The organism is Aestuariibaculum sediminum, from assembly GCF_014596945.1.
GTDB classification, from domain to species: domain Bacteria; phylum Bacteroidota; class Bacteroidia; order Flavobacteriales; family Flavobacteriaceae; genus Aestuariibaculum; species Aestuariibaculum sediminum.
Genome location: NZ_JACVXB010000002.1, coordinates 580,670 through 600,460, shown reverse-complemented (window position 1 = coordinate 600,460; position 19,791 = coordinate 580,670). Strand labels below are relative to the sequence as shown.

General features: G+C 33.0%; 16 protein-coding genes. 6 read left to right on the top strand and 10 right to left on the bottom strand.

Features of this window, described 5'->3' with window-relative positions:
• Positions 1-64 precede the first annotated feature (64 nt).
• Positions 65-1,222 (bottom strand): M14 family zinc carboxypeptidase, encoded by a 1,158-nt coding sequence (locus ICJ83_RS07280; protein ID WP_188229714.1) that lies wholly within the window; start codon positions 1,220-1,222, stop codon positions 65-67.
• 334 nt (positions 1,223-1,556) lie between these two features.
• Between ICJ83_RS07280 and ICJ83_RS07275 the strand changes: the two genes are divergently transcribed.
• Together ICJ83_RS07275 and ICJ83_RS07270 are read left to right on the top strand one after the other, a co-directional pair.
• Positions 1,557-1,976, top strand: a complete 420-nt coding sequence (locus ICJ83_RS07275; protein WP_188229713.1) for a helix-turn-helix domain-containing protein — start codon at positions 1,557-1,559, stop codon at positions 1,974-1,976.
• A gap of 56 nt (positions 1,977-2,032) precedes the next feature.
• Positions 2,033-2,401 (top strand): DNA topoisomerase IV, encoded by a 369-nt coding sequence (locus tag ICJ83_RS07270; protein WP_188229712.1) that lies wholly within the window; start codon positions 2,033-2,035, stop codon positions 2,399-2,401.
• A gap of 9 nt (positions 2,402-2,410) precedes the next feature.
• Here the strand turns inward: ICJ83_RS07270 and ICJ83_RS07265 are convergent, their stop codons facing one another.
• Together ICJ83_RS07265 and ICJ83_RS07260 are read right to left on the bottom strand one after the other, a co-directional pair.
• Entirely contained in the window at positions 2,411-2,911 is a 501-nt protein-coding gene (locus ICJ83_RS07265; RefSeq protein WP_188229711.1) for a hydrolase, read from the bottom strand.
• 10 nt (positions 2,912-2,921) lie between these two features.
• Positions 2,922-3,683: an MBL fold metallo-hydrolase gene (locus ICJ83_RS07260; protein ID WP_188229710.1), complete on the bottom strand. Its 762-nt coding sequence runs from the start codon at positions 3,681-3,683 to the stop codon at positions 2,922-2,924.
• A gap of 96 nt (positions 3,684-3,779) precedes the next feature.
• On the opposite strand from ICJ83_RS07260, the gene ICJ83_RS07255 reads away from it, so the two are divergent.
• Both ICJ83_RS07255 and ICJ83_RS07250 read left to right on the top strand, forming a co-directional pair.
• Positions 3,780-5,243, top strand: a complete 1,464-nt coding sequence (locus ICJ83_RS07255) for a nucleotidyl transferase family protein (RefSeq protein WP_188229709.1) — start codon at positions 3,780-3,782, stop codon at positions 5,241-5,243.
• Between the two features lie 361 nt (positions 5,244-5,604).
• On the top strand, positions 5,605-5,856 hold the full coding sequence (locus ICJ83_RS07250) for a hypothetical protein (protein WP_188229708.1): 252 nt from the start codon (positions 5,605-5,607) through the stop codon (positions 5,854-5,856).
• A 558-nt stretch (positions 5,857-6,414) separates the two neighbouring features.
• Here the strand turns inward: ICJ83_RS07250 and bcp are convergent.
• Positions 6,415-6,870 carry a thioredoxin-dependent thiol peroxidase gene (bcp, locus tag ICJ83_RS07245; protein WP_188229707.1) on the bottom strand — a complete coding sequence of 152 codons (456 nt, stop codon included), beginning with the start codon at positions 6,868-6,870 and terminating at the stop codon, positions 6,415-6,417.
• Positions 6,871-6,952: 82 nt separating this feature from the next.
• Here bcp and ICJ83_RS07240 point away from each other — a divergent pair, with 82 nt between their 5' ends.
• The gene (locus ICJ83_RS07240; protein WP_188229706.1) at positions 6,953-7,615 is read left to right on the top strand and encodes an endonuclease III domain-containing protein; all 663 of its coding nucleotides are present in this window, start codon (positions 6,953-6,955) and stop codon (positions 7,613-7,615) included.
• 228 nt (positions 7,616-7,843) lie between these two features.
• On the opposite strand, the gene ICJ83_RS07235 is transcribed toward ICJ83_RS07240, so the two are convergent.
• Entirely contained in the window at positions 7,844-8,428 is a 585-nt protein-coding gene (locus ICJ83_RS07235) for an RNA polymerase sigma factor (RefSeq protein WP_188229705.1), read from the bottom strand.
• Between the two features lie 376 nt (positions 8,429-8,804).
• Here ICJ83_RS07235 and uvrA point away from each other — a divergent pair, with 376 nt between their 5' ends.
• Positions 8,805-11,588, top strand: coding sequence for an excinuclease ABC subunit UvrA (uvrA, locus tag ICJ83_RS07230; RefSeq protein WP_188229704.1), 2,784 nt, complete (start codon positions 8,805-8,807; stop codon positions 11,586-11,588).
• A gap of 14 nt (positions 11,589-11,602) precedes the next feature.
• On the opposite strand, the gene ICJ83_RS07225 is transcribed toward uvrA, so the two are convergent.
• The 5 genes from ICJ83_RS07225 to ICJ83_RS07205 all read right to left on the bottom strand — a co-directional run bounded on the left by ICJ83_RS07225 (position 11,603) and on the right by ICJ83_RS07205 (position 19,759).
• Positions 11,603-12,580, bottom strand: coding sequence for a DUF3667 domain-containing protein (locus tag ICJ83_RS07225; protein ID WP_188229703.1), 978 nt, complete (start codon positions 12,578-12,580; stop codon positions 11,603-11,605).
• A gap of 219 nt (positions 12,581-12,799) precedes the next feature.
• Positions 12,800-13,906 (bottom strand): formylglycine-generating enzyme family protein, encoded by a 1,107-nt coding sequence (locus tag ICJ83_RS07220; RefSeq protein ID WP_188229702.1) that lies wholly within the window; start codon positions 13,904-13,906, stop codon positions 12,800-12,802.
• A gap of 175 nt (positions 13,907-14,081) precedes the next feature.
• Positions 14,082-14,420: an SdrD B-like domain-containing protein gene (locus ICJ83_RS07215; protein WP_188229701.1), complete on the bottom strand. Its 339-nt coding sequence runs from the start codon at positions 14,418-14,420 to the stop codon at positions 14,082-14,084.
• A 27-nt stretch (positions 14,421-14,447) separates the two neighbouring features.
• A complete protein-coding gene (locus ICJ83_RS07210; protein WP_188229700.1) occupies positions 14,448-16,436 on the bottom strand; it encodes a SusD/RagB family nutrient-binding outer membrane lipoprotein in 1,989 nt (662 codons plus the stop codon).
• 11 nt (positions 16,437-16,447) lie between these two features.
• Positions 16,448-19,759 (bottom strand): SusC/RagA family TonB-linked outer membrane protein, encoded by a 3,312-nt coding sequence (locus ICJ83_RS07205; RefSeq protein WP_188229699.1) that lies wholly within the window; start codon positions 19,757-19,759, stop codon positions 16,448-16,450.
• Between the last annotated feature and the right edge of the window lie 32 nt (positions 19,760-19,791).

Here is a 19,791-nt window from a genome sequence, read left to right as displayed (position 1 = left end):
TTATTCTTAAGTATTAGCCAAAAATAGTACATTTTCTTTAAAAATAACACATATTTAGTATGCTTTATTTCGAAATTATTGGTATTTTTTCATTATTCACCACAACGAAATCGTTTTCGTCACCTACTTTTAATGCATTGCCATTTTCGCCCAACACCTTTAACCCATTGGCTTGAATTGTTTTATGAGCATAAAAATTACTTAAATTTTCGATTTTTTCAATGCGTGGAATAAAAACTATTTTTTTATCAATTAATCGCTCCTGAAACATAATCCCTATATCTACAACTTCCCCGTCGTCACTATTTTCTACTTTCACATTCCTTAAAATAACATCTAAAAACAGTTTTTCGTTTTCTGGAATTTCTAAATATGACTGATACTTTTCTCCTGTAATATCATTATTAGCAATATAGTCTAGAGACGTTAGATAAGACATATAAATCAGTTCTCTCGTTTTCTCGCGTTCATAATCTCCTGGAAAATGCCCGGCCTCAAATAATATAGTTGGGATGTTTTTACTTTGAAACGTATCTCCTACGCAATTTAAATTAAAAGCATCATCATAAACACCTACCTGATCAGGAATTATTTGCTGCAAAGCAGCGTTCATAACTGAAATTATTTCCATTGCCACTTTTCTATTAGGTGTTAAGGAGCATGCTTCGTCTTGTGCAGGAGATAAGAATGAAACAACAGCTGATTTATTGGCCTTACCAGCGCTGAAAATAGTTCGTTGTCCATGTAAATTGTAACAAAAATGAGGCTTAAAGTTCTCGAAAGCAGATTTTAAAACTAAGCTTTCGGGTTGCGTTAAATTTTGCGCATCTCTATTCAAGTCAACTTCATTAGCGTTTATTCTGGTATATGCTTCAGCCCCATCGGGGTTTAAAATTGGAATAATATATAAGGTACAAGCTTCTAGGATGTGTTTTGTTTTAGATTGATCGGATAATAAAGTATTTGTAAGATCAAAAATTGCTTTTGTCGTTGTAGATTCGTTTCCATGCATTTGAGACCACATTAAAATCCGTTTATCTCCATCTCCAATTTTAAAGGCAAAAATATTTTCGCCCTTAACGGATTGACCAAGCGTTTCAATGTTTATTTTGTTGCTTAAGATCTCTAATAATGGTTTAATATGGTTGTTAGTAATATAACGGTTGAATAACCCACTTTCCTTATAGGTAGAATAGAGTTGTTTAATGGTGTCTAATTGCATGTTTACATTTTGTGTGCAAATGTAAGAATTTAGGATTTTACAATTGTCAACATTAACAAATTTACATCTGTAAACAAGGGGTTAAATTAAATTGTATACATATGTAAACACGGTTTACGTTGGATTCACGGTGTTTAATCAACTGAATTAATAGCACTAGGTTCTATCAACAATAACTGAAAGTAAAATATTTATTATCAACAACATATGTCATTTAAGTTAAAGTATTAATATAAACAAAATTGTACTTTTTTTAATAAAGAAGTATACAAATGTATACGTTTTAAAATAATTTATTACATTTGTAACTCAGTATACAATTGTAAAGTTTAACATGATAAACACAGAAGAATTTACCCAAAGGTTAGAGCGAGTTATCCGTTTTTATGGAGAATCGGCGTCTTCTTTTGCTGAAAAAATAGGTGTACAGCGCTCAAGCATTTCACATATATTATCAGGGCGTAATAAACCGAGTTTAGAATTTGTATTAAAAATTCTGTCGGCATTTCCTGAAGTAGAATTATATTGGCTTCTAAATGGTAAAGGCAGTTTTCCTGCAAAAAAAGAAATTAAAGAGCAAAAAATATTGGAACCTACCCCAGTGTCATCTGAAAAGATAAAAAAAGAGGCGATAGCTAAGGCTCCTGAAAATCTTCCAGAAGAAAAAATATTTTCAGAAAATGAAAATAACAAAACTATAGAGCGTATCGTTGTTTTTTATTCTGATGGGACTTTTAAAAATTATCATAATTAAAATTGGGATAGTTTAGTACCTTTGGTCTAAATTTTAAAGCCTTATAATTCGTCCACATGAAATTTTGTTATGCCTTTTTACTTTTGAGTATGTTTAGCTGTTTTCAAACAACTCGTAATTGTAGTGATTATAGAACTGGTGAATTTTACAGCGAAGTTACAATTGATGGTGAAACATATACTTCAAAATTTAAGCGCACCGATAAATTACAGATAGAAACTTATAATAGCAAAATAGACTCCTCATCGTTAAGATGGATTAATGACTGTGAAGTTGTGTTTAGAACCATAAATCCAAAGAATATGGCTGAACGCAAAGATATTCATCTAAAAATTTTAACTACTACAGATAGTTCATATACCTACGAATACTCCTATGTAGGTGAAACTAAAAAGCAAAAAGGTGTAGCTTACCGAATGAAATAAGGCGGTGTTTTAGTCAAAAGGATATAAAAAAGATTCTACTACTTTAAAATCGATACTCCGATCTTCATTGATATAGTAAGTCATAAACATTTCTCCCCAGTATTTACCATCGGTAAAGTCGGCAATTATCCATTTATGATTTAATAATTTAATGGTGTTAATCATCATGCGTTTTCCTTCTGAGGCCGCATAAGGCACAATAGGATGTTCATCCTTTACTTCATTTAATTTATATAACTCGTCCTTAATAGCAGGAATAAGGTCACTAACATTATATCCTTGGTTTTCAAAATAACTTATAGCATCTTCATTTTTTTCTAAATTAAAATGTGAAACCTCCGTTAAATTATGCTGCATATTTACAATAGAATCCTTATACGATTGTAATTGCTCTTTATAATCGCCAATGGTATTGTTCATATCTTCAAAAACACGTTTCGAGTTTACAAACTGAAATAGAACCAATAACATGGCAAATACAAATAGATACATGAAAATTCTTTGCTTCATTTTTATTTTTTTAAATAGTTATTTGTAATTCATCAAAGGCCAAAAATACATTTTCTGGTAATGTTTTTTCAACTTCTTCATGAAAACCTAATAAATGACTGATGTGTGTTAAATAAGCTTTTTCAGGATTTACCTTTTTTATAAAATTAAGAGCTTCTATTAAATTAAAATGTGAATAATGTTCTTCTATTCGTAGCGCATTAACTACCAACACTTTTATGTTCTTTATTTTTTCGATTTCCTTTTCTTTAACCTGTTTCATATCTGTTAAATAAGCAAAATCACCAAACTTAAAACCAAAAACCTGAAGCTTACCATGTTTTCCGTTAACAGGAATTACTTCTAAATTTTTTAAACGAAACGGCTTATTTTTAATGCGATTCGTTATAACCCCTGGAGCCCCGGGATATTTATTTTTAGTTTCAAAAACATAATCAAACCGTTTAACCAACGATTTAATAACTCGTTTATGTGCATAAATAGGAATATCGCCTTGCTTAAAATAAAACGGTCTAATATCATCTAAACCAGCAACATGATCGGCGTGTTCGTGAGTAAAAATAATGCCGTCTATTTTCGAGCAACCCGAACGCAGCATTTGATAGCGAAAATCAGGTCCACAATCTACCACATAAGTGTAACTATCCCATTCTACTAAAATGGACACCCTTAATCGTTTGTCTCTAAAATCATTACTTAAACAAACGGGGTGATTACTCCCTATTATGGGGATGCCCTGCGATGTACCTGTACCAAGAAAAGTTACCTTCAAAACAATCTTAAGTTTATCACAAAAGTAAGAATGTTTTTTTGTTTCGTACAGTTATTTAATATCTTTACTCTTTTATTGAAAATAACCGTAAAACCTATGGAAATACACATAAAAGGTGATAGAGAATTTGATGATATTCCTTCGTTAAAATCGAAAGCCCTCCGAATTAACTTGAATGAAAACATTTACGGAACATTTGCCGAGATAGGTGCTGGGCAAGAAACTTGTAGACATTTTTTTAGAGCTGGAGGAGCCTCAGGAACAATAGCTAAGGCGATGTCTGCTTATGATAAGGATTTTAGTGACGCCATTTACGGAGCCGAAGATGATGGACGTTATGTTACCGAAGCCAGACTAAGAAAAATGTTAAGCCATGAGATGAATCTTATGGAAAACAGATTAACACGTGAAAAAAATCCAAATAAAATATTTTTTACCTATGCCAATACGGTGGCAACTATCGATTTTGCCAAACAATTTAAAGGCCATGGATGGGTAGGTATAAAGTATCAGGTAGAATCAACTGGCGATTATAATGAAATTATATTACACCTTCGATTTAAAGAAACCGATGCTCGATTACAACAAGAAACACTTGGTATATTAGGAACTAACTTAATATACGGTGCGTTTTATAAATACAACGAACCTAAAAAGTTACTCCGCTATTTGTACGATCATTTAGATAAAGACCGCTTAGAAATTGATACTATAAACTTCTCAGGGCCTGTTTTTAAAAATGTAGACAACCGTTTGATGAGTTTGCAATTAGTGAAAAATGGCATGACCGATGCGGTAATGTTCGGTCCAGACGGAACCAATGTTTTACCAGCTAAAGTATTTTACAAGAAAAATATTTTAGCCCTTCGCGGAAGTTTTAGACCCGTAACTAAAGTAAATATGGAAATGTATGAGAAATCATACAACATGTTTATAAAAGAAAACAAGGTAGATAAAGAGAAAACCGAAGTTGTTTTTGAAATTACACTTTCAAACCTTAGAGCCGAAGGTGAAATTGATGAGCAAGATTTTATAGATAGAGCAGATTTGCTTTGTGCGCTTGGGCATTCTGTAATGATATCAAACTTTCAGGAATACTATAAAGTGGTAGAGTACTTCTCAAACTACACAAAAGCCAGAATGGGATTAGCAATGGGTGTAAGCAATCTAGTAGATATATTTGATGAAAAATATTATCGCCATTTAAGTGGCGGTATACTGGAAGCTTTCGGAAAATTATTCTTTAAAGATTTAAAGGTCTATTTATACCCTATGTATGACCAAGAAACGGGCGAATTAATTACCAGTGAAAATTTAAAAGTGTACCCTCGTATGAAAGAATTGTACAAATTCTTTAAATACAATGGTAAAGTTATAGACATAGAAGAATATGATTCTTCAATTATGAATATATTCTCTCGCGAAATTCTTAGAAAAATTGCAGATGGCGAAAGCGGATGGGAAGACATGGTTCCGGAGGGCACTGCCGAATTAATTAAAGATTACAGACTTTTCGGGTATTCTAGAAAGCCTTTAACTTTAATAAGAAAAAGAAAATAGAATCAAATTGCATAATTAAAAACAAAAAAATCGTCATTATAGACGATTTTTTTTTGCCCAATTCTCAATAATACAAGGTATTAAACTAGAAATACTCCACTCATTGATGAATTTTTAAGAAAATACATCTCAAATAGTACATAAAAGTTTTAAGTATTTTGTTGTATATTTCTTTCAATCTATATCATCGAAATATCTCCGAAAACGTTTCCGTAAAAATCCCAAACGTTTTCGAAAAAAAATCTGCGATTTCACCTCCTCCTATTAAGTAAATTTGACTAACGAAAATTAATTACAACGTAATAATTAATAAATTATTTAAATGTAAATAAGCAGTAAAACAAATTTAACCCTAAAAGTCATGCTAATTTCAATACATAAAATCATTTTAACCACGCTCCTATCAGTATACTTAATTTCAGATGGAGGAGGAAAAACAAAATCAAATATTACTTCTTTAAGCTCTAGCACAACAGTTACTTATTCGTTAAGTGAATTTGATAATAGTAAACTAATTCCAGTTGCTACTTTAGAAAAAGATAACAAAGTAAAAACTCAAAGTTTGCACGAAAAATACAGAACAGTTGTTAAAAGATTTATGAAAGTAATGTAAAATCGCCCTAATCAACCATTTTATATATACCCGAATCTACTAATATATATAGCCCTAATTTACCTTATATATATTGCCCCAAATCTATCTTTAAAATACACATATATTTAGTTTCAGTTAAGTCAGTAGTTAAAGAAGTTGTCTTGAAAAAGTCAGCTTCTTTTTTTTTGCATCATCCTACAAAATCGAGGTACTTATACAATGTCAAGCACGTAAAAAAAAGTTTTCTCAATAAATGAAGTTTACAGCAAAAGATAAGCGAAGAATGATTTAAATACCTAATAATCAATTGTATCGAAAACGTTTTAGTTAAAATCTAAAACGTTTTCGATAAAAAATATCACAACTTAATTGAAAGGTTTCATTAATATTGTATAGTTGTAATTAACTAATTAATAATAGTTAAACCCATGCTTACCATTTTTAATAAATCCAGATTTACCATTACATGATAGTCCCCAAATCTATCAAATCAATATAGTTAGTTTTAGTTTAGTTAGTACCAAAAGAGGCTGTTTTTAAAAGAAGCAGCTTCTTTTATTTTTAGACAACTTCAAATTAAGCTTCTAAAATTTGGGCTGCGTGAGCTTTTGTTTTTACTTTGTCTATAACACGCTCCACAACACCTTGTTCGTTAATAATAAATGTCATACGATGAATACCGTCGTATTCACGGCCCATGAATTTTTTCGGCCCCCAAACTCCAAATGTATTTATCACCGTTTTATCTTCATCAGCCAATAAAGAGAAAGGGAACTCATATTTATTCTTGAAATTACTCTGACGCTTTGCACTATCTGCACTTACACCAAGCAACTCGTATCCTTTTTCTTGTAAAACCTCATAATGATCTCTTAAATCACAAGCTTCGGCTGTACAACCTGGTGTGCTCGCTTTTGGATAAAAAAATACTATTAACTTTTTTCCTTTATAATCATTAAGTGTTACTATATTTCCATTTTCGTCTTGAGATGAAAAATTTGGAACCGTATCTCCTACTTTTAAAGTATTCATATCTTGTAAATATTTATAAATTTAATCTTCTACAAAGCTTATACAATAATATTAACTTTGTCTATGCACAAAAATACAATTTATGACTAAGGAACAAAAAATAGAATTTACAATAAACACTTTAAAAGAATTATACCCAACCATACCAGTTCCTTTAGATCACAAGGATCCTTACACCCTATTAATTGCGGTATTAATGTCTGCTCAAAGCACCGATGTTCGTGTTAACCAAATCACGCCGCTACTTTTTGAAAAAGCCGACAATCCTTACGATATGGTGAAATTGACGGTAGATGAAATTAGAGAAATAATTAAACCTGTTGGTTTATCGCCTATGAAGAGTAAAGGAATTCATGGGTTATCTAAAATATTAATCGAAAAGCATGATGGTGAAGTACCACAAAATTTTGAAGACTTAGAGGCGCTGCCAGCTGTTGGGCATAAAACTGCTGGTGTGGTATTATCGCAAGCATTTGGTATACCAGCATTTCCTGTAGACACTCATATTCATCGGTTAATGTACCGGTGGAACTTTAGTAATGGAAAGAGTGTTGCACAGACCGAAAAAGACGCTAAGCGTTTATTCCCTAAAGCTTTATGGAACGATTTACATCTTCAAATAATTTGGTATGGACGCGAGTATTCCCCTGCAAGAGGATGGGATTTAGACAAAGATATTATCACTAAAACTATTGGACGAAAGTCTGTTATTAACGACTATTATAACAAACAAAAAAAGTCCTAATTCTGCTATTAGGACTTTTCTAACTCAATTAAGAAGCGCTTCAAACTTCTTTTTATTACAATTTATAACACTTAAAGCCTTTGAATAGTTGAGAAGAAATTTAATCGTTTCTTCTCGTGGTTCGATAACGTTGTTTTTTTTTAAAGAATTCTCTGAGTAAAGTTTTGCCATGCTATTAATTTAAAAGTTAATTTAAATCTATAACGAGGCAAAAATCAGTTTATTGCATCAATTGGTTAAAATAATATTATGTTTATCAATAATTTTTCTAAGATTAATTAAAGCATAGCGCATACGCCCTAATGCTGTATTTATACTCACCCCTGTTTTGGTTGAAATTTCTTTAAAACTTAAATCATCATAAATACGCATGGTAAGAACTTGTCTTTGGTCGTCGGGTAACTCTTCTATTAAACGCCGTACATCATTCTCAACCTGATCTTTTATAATGATGGATTCAGCATTTAAACTCTTATCACTTAATACAGAAAAAATATTAAATTCATCGGTATTATCGAATTTTGGCATACGATTGTTTTTTCTAAAATAATCTATCACCAAATTATGAGAAATACGCATAACCCAAGGTAAAAACTTCCCCTCTTCATTATAAGCTCCGCGTTTTAATGTACGAATTACTTTTATAAAAGTGTCCTGAAATATGTCTTCAGCCACATCTCTATCGTAAACTTTTGAAAAAATAAAACTGTAAATTTTTTGTTTATGCCTGTTAACAAGAATTTCAAGCGCCGATTCATCGCCTTTTATATAATTACTAACTAATAGGGAATCTTCAATGTTTTCGTATTTCATAATCATTACTTTTAATCGCAAAGAAGCACACTTCTGAGCTTTTGGGGTTATAAATTTTTAAAGTAATGTTATGCTATAGGCTATAAAGTTAATTTTTAAAACATTGATTAATAGACTCAAATATAACAACAATCGTTCCTAAAACAAAAAAAATGTCATAAATTTTTAATATATCTTTAGAAAAGTAATTCCTTACTTTGTTAATATACGTTCATTTTTTGCTTTTTCAATATTCTTGATTTTGACTGTATGTTATAAGGTTAACATATCTAATTGTTACGCAAATAATATCGAATACCCCTTCATTTAAGTTATATAATATTCATAAGAAAAAATACTTATACTATCTTTGTTGAATTATTTCTTTTACAAGCCTATGAACACCATAATTTCTGAAGTAAACCCAAAAGAAAACATAATTATTAAAGGTGCTAAATTGCACAATTTAAAAAATATTGATGTTGTAATTCCGAGAAATAAATTGGTTGTCATTACAGGGCTTTCAGGTTCAGGCAAATCTAGCCTGGCCTTCGATACGCTATATGCAGAAGGACAACGAAGATATGTAGAAAGCTTATCGAGTTATGCACGGCAGTTTTTAGGCCGGTTAAACAAACCAAAGGTCGATTATATAAAAGGAATAGCTCCCGCAATAGCCATTGAGCAAAAAGTAAACTCTACAAATCCGAGATCTACAGTTGGGACGAGTACAGAAATTTACGATTATTTAAAATTATTATTTGCCAGAATAGGCAAAACCTACTCACCTATTTCTGGGCAGGAAGTTAAAAAGGATACGGTTACAGATGTACTGAAATACTTAAAATCATTTCCAGAACGCGAGAAACTTTTATTACTCGCGCCAATTCATTTAGAAGAAGGCCGTGATATTGAAGAAAAAATTAAAACCTTAGGACAGCAGGGCTATGCGAGGGTGAAAATTAATAATGAAGTCGTTCGCATTGATGAAATAGAATCTATTTCTGAAAACGACAGCATATTATTGGTTGTTGACAGAATAATAATCAAGCATGACGACGATTTTTTTAACAGACTTGCCGATGCTATCCAAACGGCATTTTTTGAAGGTAAAGGAGAATGCCTAATTGAAAACTTGTCTAACAATAATCTTCGTCATTTTAGTAATAGATTTGAGTTAGATGGCATGAACTTTTTAGAGCCTAATGTCCACTTATTTAGCTTTAATAACCCATATGGAGCCTGCCCTAAATGTGAAGGCTATGGCGATATAATAGGCATTGATGAAGATTTAGTAATTCCTAACACAGGTCTCTCTATTTACGAAAATGCAATCTTTCCATGGCGTGGCGAAAGTATGAGCTGGTATAGAGATCAATTGGTTAATAATTCACATAAATTCGATTTTCCAATTCACAAACCTTATTTTCAATTAAACGACAGTCAAAAACAACTAATTTGGGATGGCAATCAATATTTTGAAGGGTTAAACGCTTTTTTTACGGAGTTAGAATCTAAAGCCTATAAAATTCAAAATCGCGTTATGCTATCGCGTTACCGCGGAAAAACAACCTGTAAAGCCTGTAACGGTAAACGCTTAAGAAAAGAAGCTAATTACATAAAAATTGAAGGAGCTACAATTACCGATTTGGTAGAAATGCCTTTAGATAAACTATCGGATTTTTTTAAAAATTTAGAATTATCAGAGCATGATCTCAAAATAGCAAATAGACTCCTAAAAGAAATCAATAACAGATTGTCTTTTTTATCTAATGTGGGACTAGATTATCTTACATTAAATCGTAAATCAAATACGTTGTCTGGAGGAGAAAGTCAGCGTATTAATTTAGCAACCTCATTAGGTAGTAGTTTGGTGGGATCTATGTATATTCTGGATGAGCCAAGTATCGGGCTACACCCAAAGGATACCGAACGACTTATTTTAGTTCTAAAACAATTACGTGATTTAGGAAATACTGTTATTGTTGTCGAACACGATGAAGACATTATGAAAGCCGCTGATACCATTATTGATATTGGACCAGAAGCTGGCACTTTTGGAGGTGAAGTTGTCGCTACAGGAGACTTCAAACAACTACTTGATTCTAAATCATTAACAGCGCAATATTTAAATGAACAGTTAAAGATTGAAACACCTTCAAAACGACGCGCTTCAAAGTATTATATTGATGTATTAGGTGCTAGAGAAAATAATTTAAAAAATATAGATGTACGATTTCCACTAAGCATGCTTACCGTTGTTACAGGGGTTTCAGGAAGTGGTAAAAGTACTTTGGTAAAAAAAATACTTTATCCTGCCCTACAAAAGAAACTCACTGATTTTAGTGATAAAGCAGGTCAATTTACTGGTATAGAAGGTCAATATAGTAATATTAAGCATATCGAATTCGTAGATCAAAACCCAATAGGGCGTTCATCTAGATCGAACCCGGTTACATATATTAAGGCTTACGATGATATTCGATCTTTATTTTCGAAACAAAAATTAAGTAAGTTAAGAAACTACCAGCCGAAGCACTTTTCATTTAATGTAGATGGCGGACGTTGTGAGACTTGCAAGGGTGAAGGTGAAGTAACAATTGAAATGCAATTCATGGCTGACGTCCACCTAGAATGCGAAACATGTAAAGGAAAACGTTTTAAAAAAGAGGTGCTTGAAGTTCAATTTGCAAACAAAAATATCGATGATATTTTAAACTTAACTATTGATGATGCCATTGCTTTTTTTGAAGCAAATAATGAAACAAAAATTAAAAACAAACTCCAACCACTACAAGATGTTGGTCTGGGTTATGTTACTTTAGGACAAAGTTCGTCAACGCTTTCAGGTGGTGAGGCACAGCGCATTAAGTTAGCGTCGTTTTTAGGTAAAGGAAGTAATAAAGAAAAGACACTTTTCATTTTTGATGAACCAACAACGGGATTACATTTTCACGATATACAAAAGTTACTAAAATCCTTTAATGCTTTAATAGAAATAGGACACTCGATAATTGTGGTAGAGCATAATATTGAACTTATTAAATGCGCGGATTACATTATTGATTTAGGGCCTAATGGAGGTGAGAATGGCGGACATTTAGTAGCGTCAGGAACACCAGAAGACATCGTAAAAACGGAATCTGAAATTGGCAAGTATTTAAAAACAAAATTGGATTAATATTTTCTAAAGCTCTAGTATAAGAAAAACGCAGCCATAAACATAAATACTATTGCCAAGGGAACGACCATAAGTACAAAACTGAACAACGCAATAAAACTCTTAAATAAACTATTTAATTTATTTCGCCTATAAAACTGTAGTACAGCAATATAAAAATATATAGTAATTAACAGTATTACCAATAAATTTATCCATGAATGAGGTTCCCAAATTAAATCTATTAGTACCAACAGGCTAAAAACCATAAAAACAAAAGCGAAAAAATAAAGACTAAAGACGAGATGATATGAAAACGGTATAGATTTAAAATACAAAAGTTTTAAAATAAAAGCGAAAATAGGCAACAAAAAAAACATAGCTATTGGCACACTATCATAAAACGCCTCTAGCAAAGAACCGCCATTTCGTTGTTTGTAAAATTTTAAAATCTGTACGTATAATTTCTTTCTAAAAAAACCAACGTCAGCCTCCATCCCCATGGCTTCATATATTTGTTCATCAGGAGCATTAATAGCTATTAAAGAATCTACCTTTCGTTCGTTAAATGAAAATTCATTTTTCAGAATATACTCTGTAGTTTCAACGTGTTTTAGCGAATCTATAACTTGGCGTTTTAAACTATCATGAACAATTACTGGAATTTCATTAGATGACAGGACATTATTTACCTTTTCCACCTGTGTTCTACTAATAAATGAAAATAGAAAGAAAAAAACGACGGAGATGAACAAATACATCTGGGCAGGATGTAGATACAACAAACGTTTACCCTCCACAAAACGACTGGCCAAATAACCAGGCTTAAACATCAAAGGAATAAAACTCTTAAAAAATCGAGCGTCTACAGAAAAATAATTGCTTATCGTGTTATAGAAAAGTACTGAGACCGTTAATTGATCATTTGCTTTCTGTCCGCAGTAAGGACAAAAACTAAAACCTTGTTTAAATGATTTTTCACAATTTTTACAAGTTTCAAAAGCATTTCCCATTTATGTTCTTTTTCGTCTTTAAAATAGTAAAAATAAAAACACGGCTAAATAATTTTTATTAATTTTTAATCAATAGTGTTTTTGGCACATTAATTGATAACTATTAAAAGACTACTGTTTAAAAAAAACAGTAACCTAAAATTGCAGAAAAAGAAAGATTAGTTTTTATTAGTTAGTTAAAGATGCCCAAATTTGGATTAAGTTCTTAATTTGGGTTTTTTATTCTTTAAGCATATCTGGGGTAGCAACCGTTCTAAATCCTATATGATCGGAACTTGAATTAGGTTCCATACCCATTTTAGCAGAAATTCTAAAACTAGCACAATACGAAGCATTGCATAAAAACGACCCCCCTTTTATTACGTTTTCTTCAATGTATGGCTTACCTATACTATACCCCACTTTAGCTCCTTTCGGATTATTTAAAACGTCATTCGGATTTATTTCAGCGTAATAATTTTCATTAAATAAATCGCTTGTTATTTCCCAAACATTACCCATCATATCGTAAATCCCTATAGAATTTGGATCGTAAGATTTAACCGGAGCTATAAACTCGAACCCGTCGGTAGGTTCATTTTTTACCGGAAATACCCCTTGCCAAGTATTAGCATGACTGTCTAACACATTAAAATCATCGCCCCAAGTATATACATTTTCTCTATTTGTACCTTGAGCAGCTGATTCCCATTCTGCCTCTGTAGGCAACCTTCTGTTAGCCCATTTACAATACTCCAAAGCATCTTCTAAGGCAATATGAACAACTGGGTAATTATCTTTTCCTTTAATAGAACTTTCTGGCCCTTCGGGGTGTTTCCAGTCTGCTCCTGTTTGCCAACGCCACCATTGCTCATAATTTACCATATTCGCTACCTGTTTAACATCTTTATTAAAAATCAAGCTTCCTGGTTTTAGCACGGAGTCATGAGGTCTAGGCGTTCCTTCTGGTAACTCCTTTTTCAAATCTTCCCACGATATGGGTCTTTCAGCAACGGTTATGTAATCTGTAGCATCTACAAATGCTTTAAATTGTTTATTGGTAACTTCTGTAGCATCTATAAAAAACCCATCTACAGATACTGTATGTCCTGGTTTTTCTCGTGGCAAAGCATATTTATCGTTTGGTTTTGCGCCTTGCGTAAAGGTTTTTGCTTCTACCCAAACCATGCCTTTTGGTGTTTTAACCGCTTCGTTATTCTTTTTCTTTTCAATCGATTCTTTATTCTCTACTATAGCTTTATCTTTTTTAACTTCGTTTTTACAGTTAAAAAATAATATTGATAAAACAACTATTACTGCTATTGACAAATTAGATTTAAATTTCATAAGTGATAATTAAGCTTACATGGATTTTGAATGGCAAACAGCACATAACAAATATATATAGAATACCAATTATAAATAAGTCTTTTAAGAATTAATTAGACTTTAGTATTACCATAAAATAAAAAAGCACGATGTAATAAAACATCGTGCTTTTGTTATCAAGAAATCTTGTTATTTATTTTTGGGTAAGCGTTAAAGCCACTTCTTCAACGATTTCATCACTTACATAAATAATACGAGGTCTGTTTCCAGTATCCCAAACATTTCCATCTACAGTGATTGTGGCTCCTATATAATAGTTTCCTGAATCTAATCCTGTAAATGCGAAGTTACCTTCACTGTCCGTTTGCGTATCTCTAAGAAATGATGTGTTCTCACCATATAACTTAACTGTTATTCCTGCTGTAACTTCTCCTCCAGCAGCAGAAGCTGTACCTATAATTGATCCGTCGTTCTTTTTACTACAAGAAGCGAACAAAGCAATTGAAAGTATAAACATTAATATTTTTTTCATATTATTAAATTCTATAGTTAAAATTAATTATTCAAGAACGTTGTTCCATTTTGTAGTACGACCCGTGAACCACATTGGCAAATTAAAATCATCATGTTGACTAATTTGAGCCCAAGCTTCTGGATCGGTTGCTTGAATATTTGGATTATAAAGCATACGCTCTTTCCATGCAAAAGTTTCAAATGGAGCACCTGGATTGTCTCCTAAATATTTAATTAAACGACGCGCCGCTGTATACGGTGTTTCGAAGTTAAACATATTGTAATGTAACTGTAATTGATCGAATATAGCTTTTACTTTTTCCTGATCGGTCATTGCGCTAAATTGTTGAGCAGCAAAATCGGCATAAGCTGAAGCACTGTACTCCATTGATGGGCGATCTCTATCAATTCTAGAGGCATCCATATTACTTGGGAATGCAGGTGTTGTTTGCTGAGAGTAAGCATTATTAGCGTTTTTATCATACCAGTAAGCACAAGATAGCTCTATAGCTTTCTTATAGTGATCAGCAGCATTTCCACTACCAAATCCTCTTACCGCAGCCTCCGCTAATGATAACTCAGATTCTACAGCATGTAAGGTAGGATAACGAATATCAAAATTATATTGTGGACGCACATTATACTCAGAAATCATGTTTTTATCTGTTCCGATAGTCCAACCTATATCTCTATACTGTGAACAATATTCTCTGAAGGCTTTTAATAAAAATGCTTCACGCTTTGTTAAATCCGCTGCAGCTTCATCATTTAATTTAATTGTCATTTCATTTCCAGGAGCACCGAAAGTAATCTCAGTTACAGAAAGATCAGTCATAATAGGGTCGTTAATATAATAACCTCTCATAGCTTTACTGAAATGACTGTTTGGATCAGATCCATCATCCCATCCTGTTTCAGCACCAACATAACGACCTAAAACATCTTGAGAGAATAAGTATTTAACTCTAGGATCAACAGTACCATTCATTATTCCTTCTTCGGCATTATCACCAGCTTCGAAATAATATAATAACTCACCATTAACCAATATACTTTTCTCTTCTGGCATACAGTTCATTACGTCTTCTAAGAAACGCTTTGGAGCACGACACTCATCAGCACGCTCTCTGAAAGCTCTGGTAATACCAAGCTCTACTTGTAATCTATATGGCTCAACAATTGCAATATCCGCTAAACCAGCAACATCTTCAGACTGATCAAATAATGGTTTACTTGTTAACTCAGTAAGTACTGTAGATGTTAAGCTAGGCATTTGCTCACTTACATTCATAGCCCATCTTAAACGAAGCGAATTGATGTATTTTCTCCATTGCATAATATCACCAGCAAATATTACATCCTGTTTAGAGAATGAAGTTTGCTCAGCTGAACCAAGCGTAACACTTGCTAAATATTCTTCTATAGCTTTGGCTTCTTCAAGAATAATTGGATAAATTTCTTCTTGTCCAATCCAACTTGCTTTTTCACCATCTAAAGCTCCTGCAGTACCAGTTTCAAAATATGGTACTTCATCATAAAGGTCAATTGCACGTTGATAGGCTACAGCTTTTAATAAGTGAAGTAATCTCATGTAAAGTTCATCACTTGTCGTTCTGTCTGCTTCTGCAATTTTATTGTATTCCTTTTGAGCCCATAAATACTGTTTAATCCAGTCACTGTTTATTTTATTAAAAACAGTTCGATTAAATCCATTTGATCCCCAATCGTTTTCAACATCTCTTAATACAAGTGATAATCCGTAATCAGCTACAGTGTAGTACAATTGTACACCAGTACCCATTACACGAGATCCACTTCTTAATTGGTGATAAGCAGCTCCATATTCTCCTCTAAGGAAAAATCCTCGAGTTAATTGCGATGTAAAGTACCCTGCAATAATACTAACTCCTGCGGCATCTGCTTGAGCCTTTGAAAATCCATCAGGATCTTGATACAAATCATCCAGTTCACTACAATTAGTAACACTGAAAATCAGTAATATTGACAACGTCAATCTTATAAATAAATTCTTCATAGTGTTTTTTTTTAAATTTTACCTTTTAAAGACAATCCAAACGTACGTTGTAAAGGTAATGCTGTTGTTCCGTACGAACCATCAGCCCAACCTGTACCGTTAGAAGATTCAGGCACCGTATTTGGTGCAGCCCTATAAAGATAACCAACATTATTGGCAAAAACAGATAAAACAACATCTTTTAACCCAATTTTTTGAGATAAATCAGGTAATCTGTAATCTAATGCTATGTTACGAATAGCTATATAATCACTTTTGAAGATTCTATCTTTCGGGAAAAATCCATTTGAAAAATAAGAATCGTAGTAATAATCTTGCGCCGCCACAATGGTTTCGTTCGGTGTTCCATCAGCTCTTACACCATCTAATAATACACCATCGTTATATGTTGGTCCATTAGGATTGGTTCCTGCAACTTTGTTGCTTCCATTTAAATAATATGGTAAACCTCCAGTTTCAGCATCTCTGTATTTTAAACTTTCTTTTAATACACCAGAAGCTAACATGTAAGTTTCAGCCTCATGAATAAACGTAGCACCAAAAGTGTAATCCATGTTTATTACTAAACCGAAATTCTTATAGTTAAATCTACTGAAAACTCCACCAAACACATCTGGAAGTAACTTACCTACAACTCTATTACTACTAGTAGCATAGCTATATCTTGTTCCGCTGTTGTCTACGATACGTTCTCCATTATTTGGATCGTTATCGTCAGATGGGTTAATATAGTGTTGATTACCTCTTTGTTGGTAAATTAAACCATACTCACCACCTACTCTAGCAACGGCATTTAAACCATTGGTTGACCAAAGTGCTAAGCTTTGTAATTCACCATCCAATCTTCTAACTTTTGTTTTACTACCTGAGAAGGTCATATCTACATTCCATTGGAAATCCTCATTTAATACAGGCTTGGTTTTTAATGCCAATTCCCAACCAGTATTAGCAACATCTCCAGCATTAATTCTAAGATTGTTAACACCTAACCCTGGAGGAGCAGTCACTCTCATGATTTGGTCGTAAGTATTCGCGTGGTACACTGAGAAATCCACACCTAAACGTCTGTTTTCAAACAAATAAGCTTCAAATCCAGCCTCGAACTCACGCTTGTTTTCTGGTCTTAAATTTGGATTAAAATCATCATCAATCGGAGGTAAATCTCCAGGAGGATTTAAAATAAATCCACCACCTGAAGCAGATACTCCAAGATTCACATTACCAAAATACTCAGAACCAGGACGACCTACATCTGCCCACGACGCTCTTACTTTTAAAAACTTAATTACGTCTGGCATTTGGAAAGTACTAGAAGCAATCCAAGTAGCACTTAAACCTGGATAAAAGAAGCTTCTGTTATTTTTATCTAAAATTGAAGATTCTTGTTGTCTTGCTTGTGCTTCTACATATAATTGACTCTTCCAGTCAAATTGTACAGATGCAACTCCAGAATATTCCAAAGCCTCTGTATTATCGAAATTATAAACAGGCTGAACTCCAGCAGGTAAATTATTAAACGAGAACCAGTTAGGAATCACGAAACCACCAATTTTTTCAGCTCCTTTTGATTCTAAATAAGATTTCTCAACAATACCTCCAATAAATCCTGATAAATTTAATGATTCAGAAAGATCGTAGTTAAAGTTAAATAAGGCTTGGCCGTAATTTTTTCTAATAATTCTGTTTGTATCTCTGTAAATCGATCCACTGTTTGGACCAATTAACGAAGGATCTTGCAATTTACCTTTGTATTGGTTACGTTCTACCGTATGATCTAAACCACCAAGAAGTGTTAATCCTAAATGATCAGTAAAAGTAAAATCTGCAGTAAGCGATTGTACATAATGGTTTCTGTTGAATATTGATTTATTTTGCGTCCAATCCCATAATGTTCCTACAACAGAAGATCTACCTGGAGAAATAAAGTTAGCATTAAGATCTGGGTTAGCAAAATAGTTATATCCATTCTCAGTTACTAATGATGCACGTAATAAATCAACATCAATATCTCTTGCGTACGCTCCTAAACTAGATCTAGATCCTTGAGCATCAAAAGAGCTTGCATATGAAGAATTCAGGTTATCTGTTGTATAAAAATTACCTGAATACTTTAATGAAATATGATCATTTAAATCATAAGAAGACGTAAAACTCAAGGCATTTTTAGTGTATTTAGCCCCATCATTTATTGGTCTGTACTGCGTATTTGTATAAGAAAAACGTGCAGTAGCTTTATCGCTACCACCACTTAATGCAACATTAGATACTTGTTGAGATCCTGTTCTAAACAATTGATCGTAAACGGATTCCTTATTAGCTCTCCAAGGTCTAACTGACCCATCCCACCAGTTAAGGTTAACGCTAGGGTCGAATTTTGGACCGAAAGCAGCACCCGCTGGATCTAAAGCACGCTCTCCATTCTCGTCAAGAAAATACCCCTCATCATCGGTAGCACTTAAACTTGCACTTCTACCTGTACCATATTTGTCCTGTAATTCTGGATAAAATGCAGCATTTTCCATAGTACTAGTAAAAGAAAACGACGCTCCTAAACCACGGCTTTTAGAACCACTTTTGGTTGTTATTAACATAACACCATTTGCACCTCTATAACCATATAGAACCGACGCCTTCGCTCCCTTAAGAATTTGAATCGATTCAATATCGTCAGGATTAATATCGTTTATACCTGTACCATTATCTCTACCAGACCTAGCATTATAGTTAATATTAGAATTCTCATCGAAAATCGGAATTCCATCTACAACTATTAATGGTCTTGTTGTTGAAGAAGCATCTAAAGAAACAGCATTACGAATGTTAATTTTCATACCTCCTGATGGCCCTGTAGCTGTTGCAGCAACTGTTACACCCGAAGCAGACCCATAAAGAGACTGTAAGGCGTTAACTGGTGTACCACTAGCAAGAATTCGCTCGCTATCTACTTTTGCTACAGAATAACCAAGAGCTTTCGCTTCTCTTTTTATTCCTAAAGCGGTTACTACCACTTCTTCTAATTGGCTTGTATCTTCTATTAAAGATACATTAATTGTTGTTTGGCTTCCAACAGTAACTTCTGTAGACGTGTAACCTACATAAGAAATAACTAATACAGTTGATTGATCCGGAACCTCTATAAAATAGTTTCCATCAAAATCTGTTGAAACCCCATTTGCTGTCCCTTTAACGATAACATTGGCACCCGCTAAAGGTATGCCAGAGTTAGCATCGGTAACAACCCCTGAAACTGTAGTTTGCGCTCCGGCATGCAATATCCCGAAGAAACAAAATACAAAGAGTAGTTTAAATACTTTTTGGTTCATAAATTTTTTAGTTTTGAGTTAATAAGAGTTAA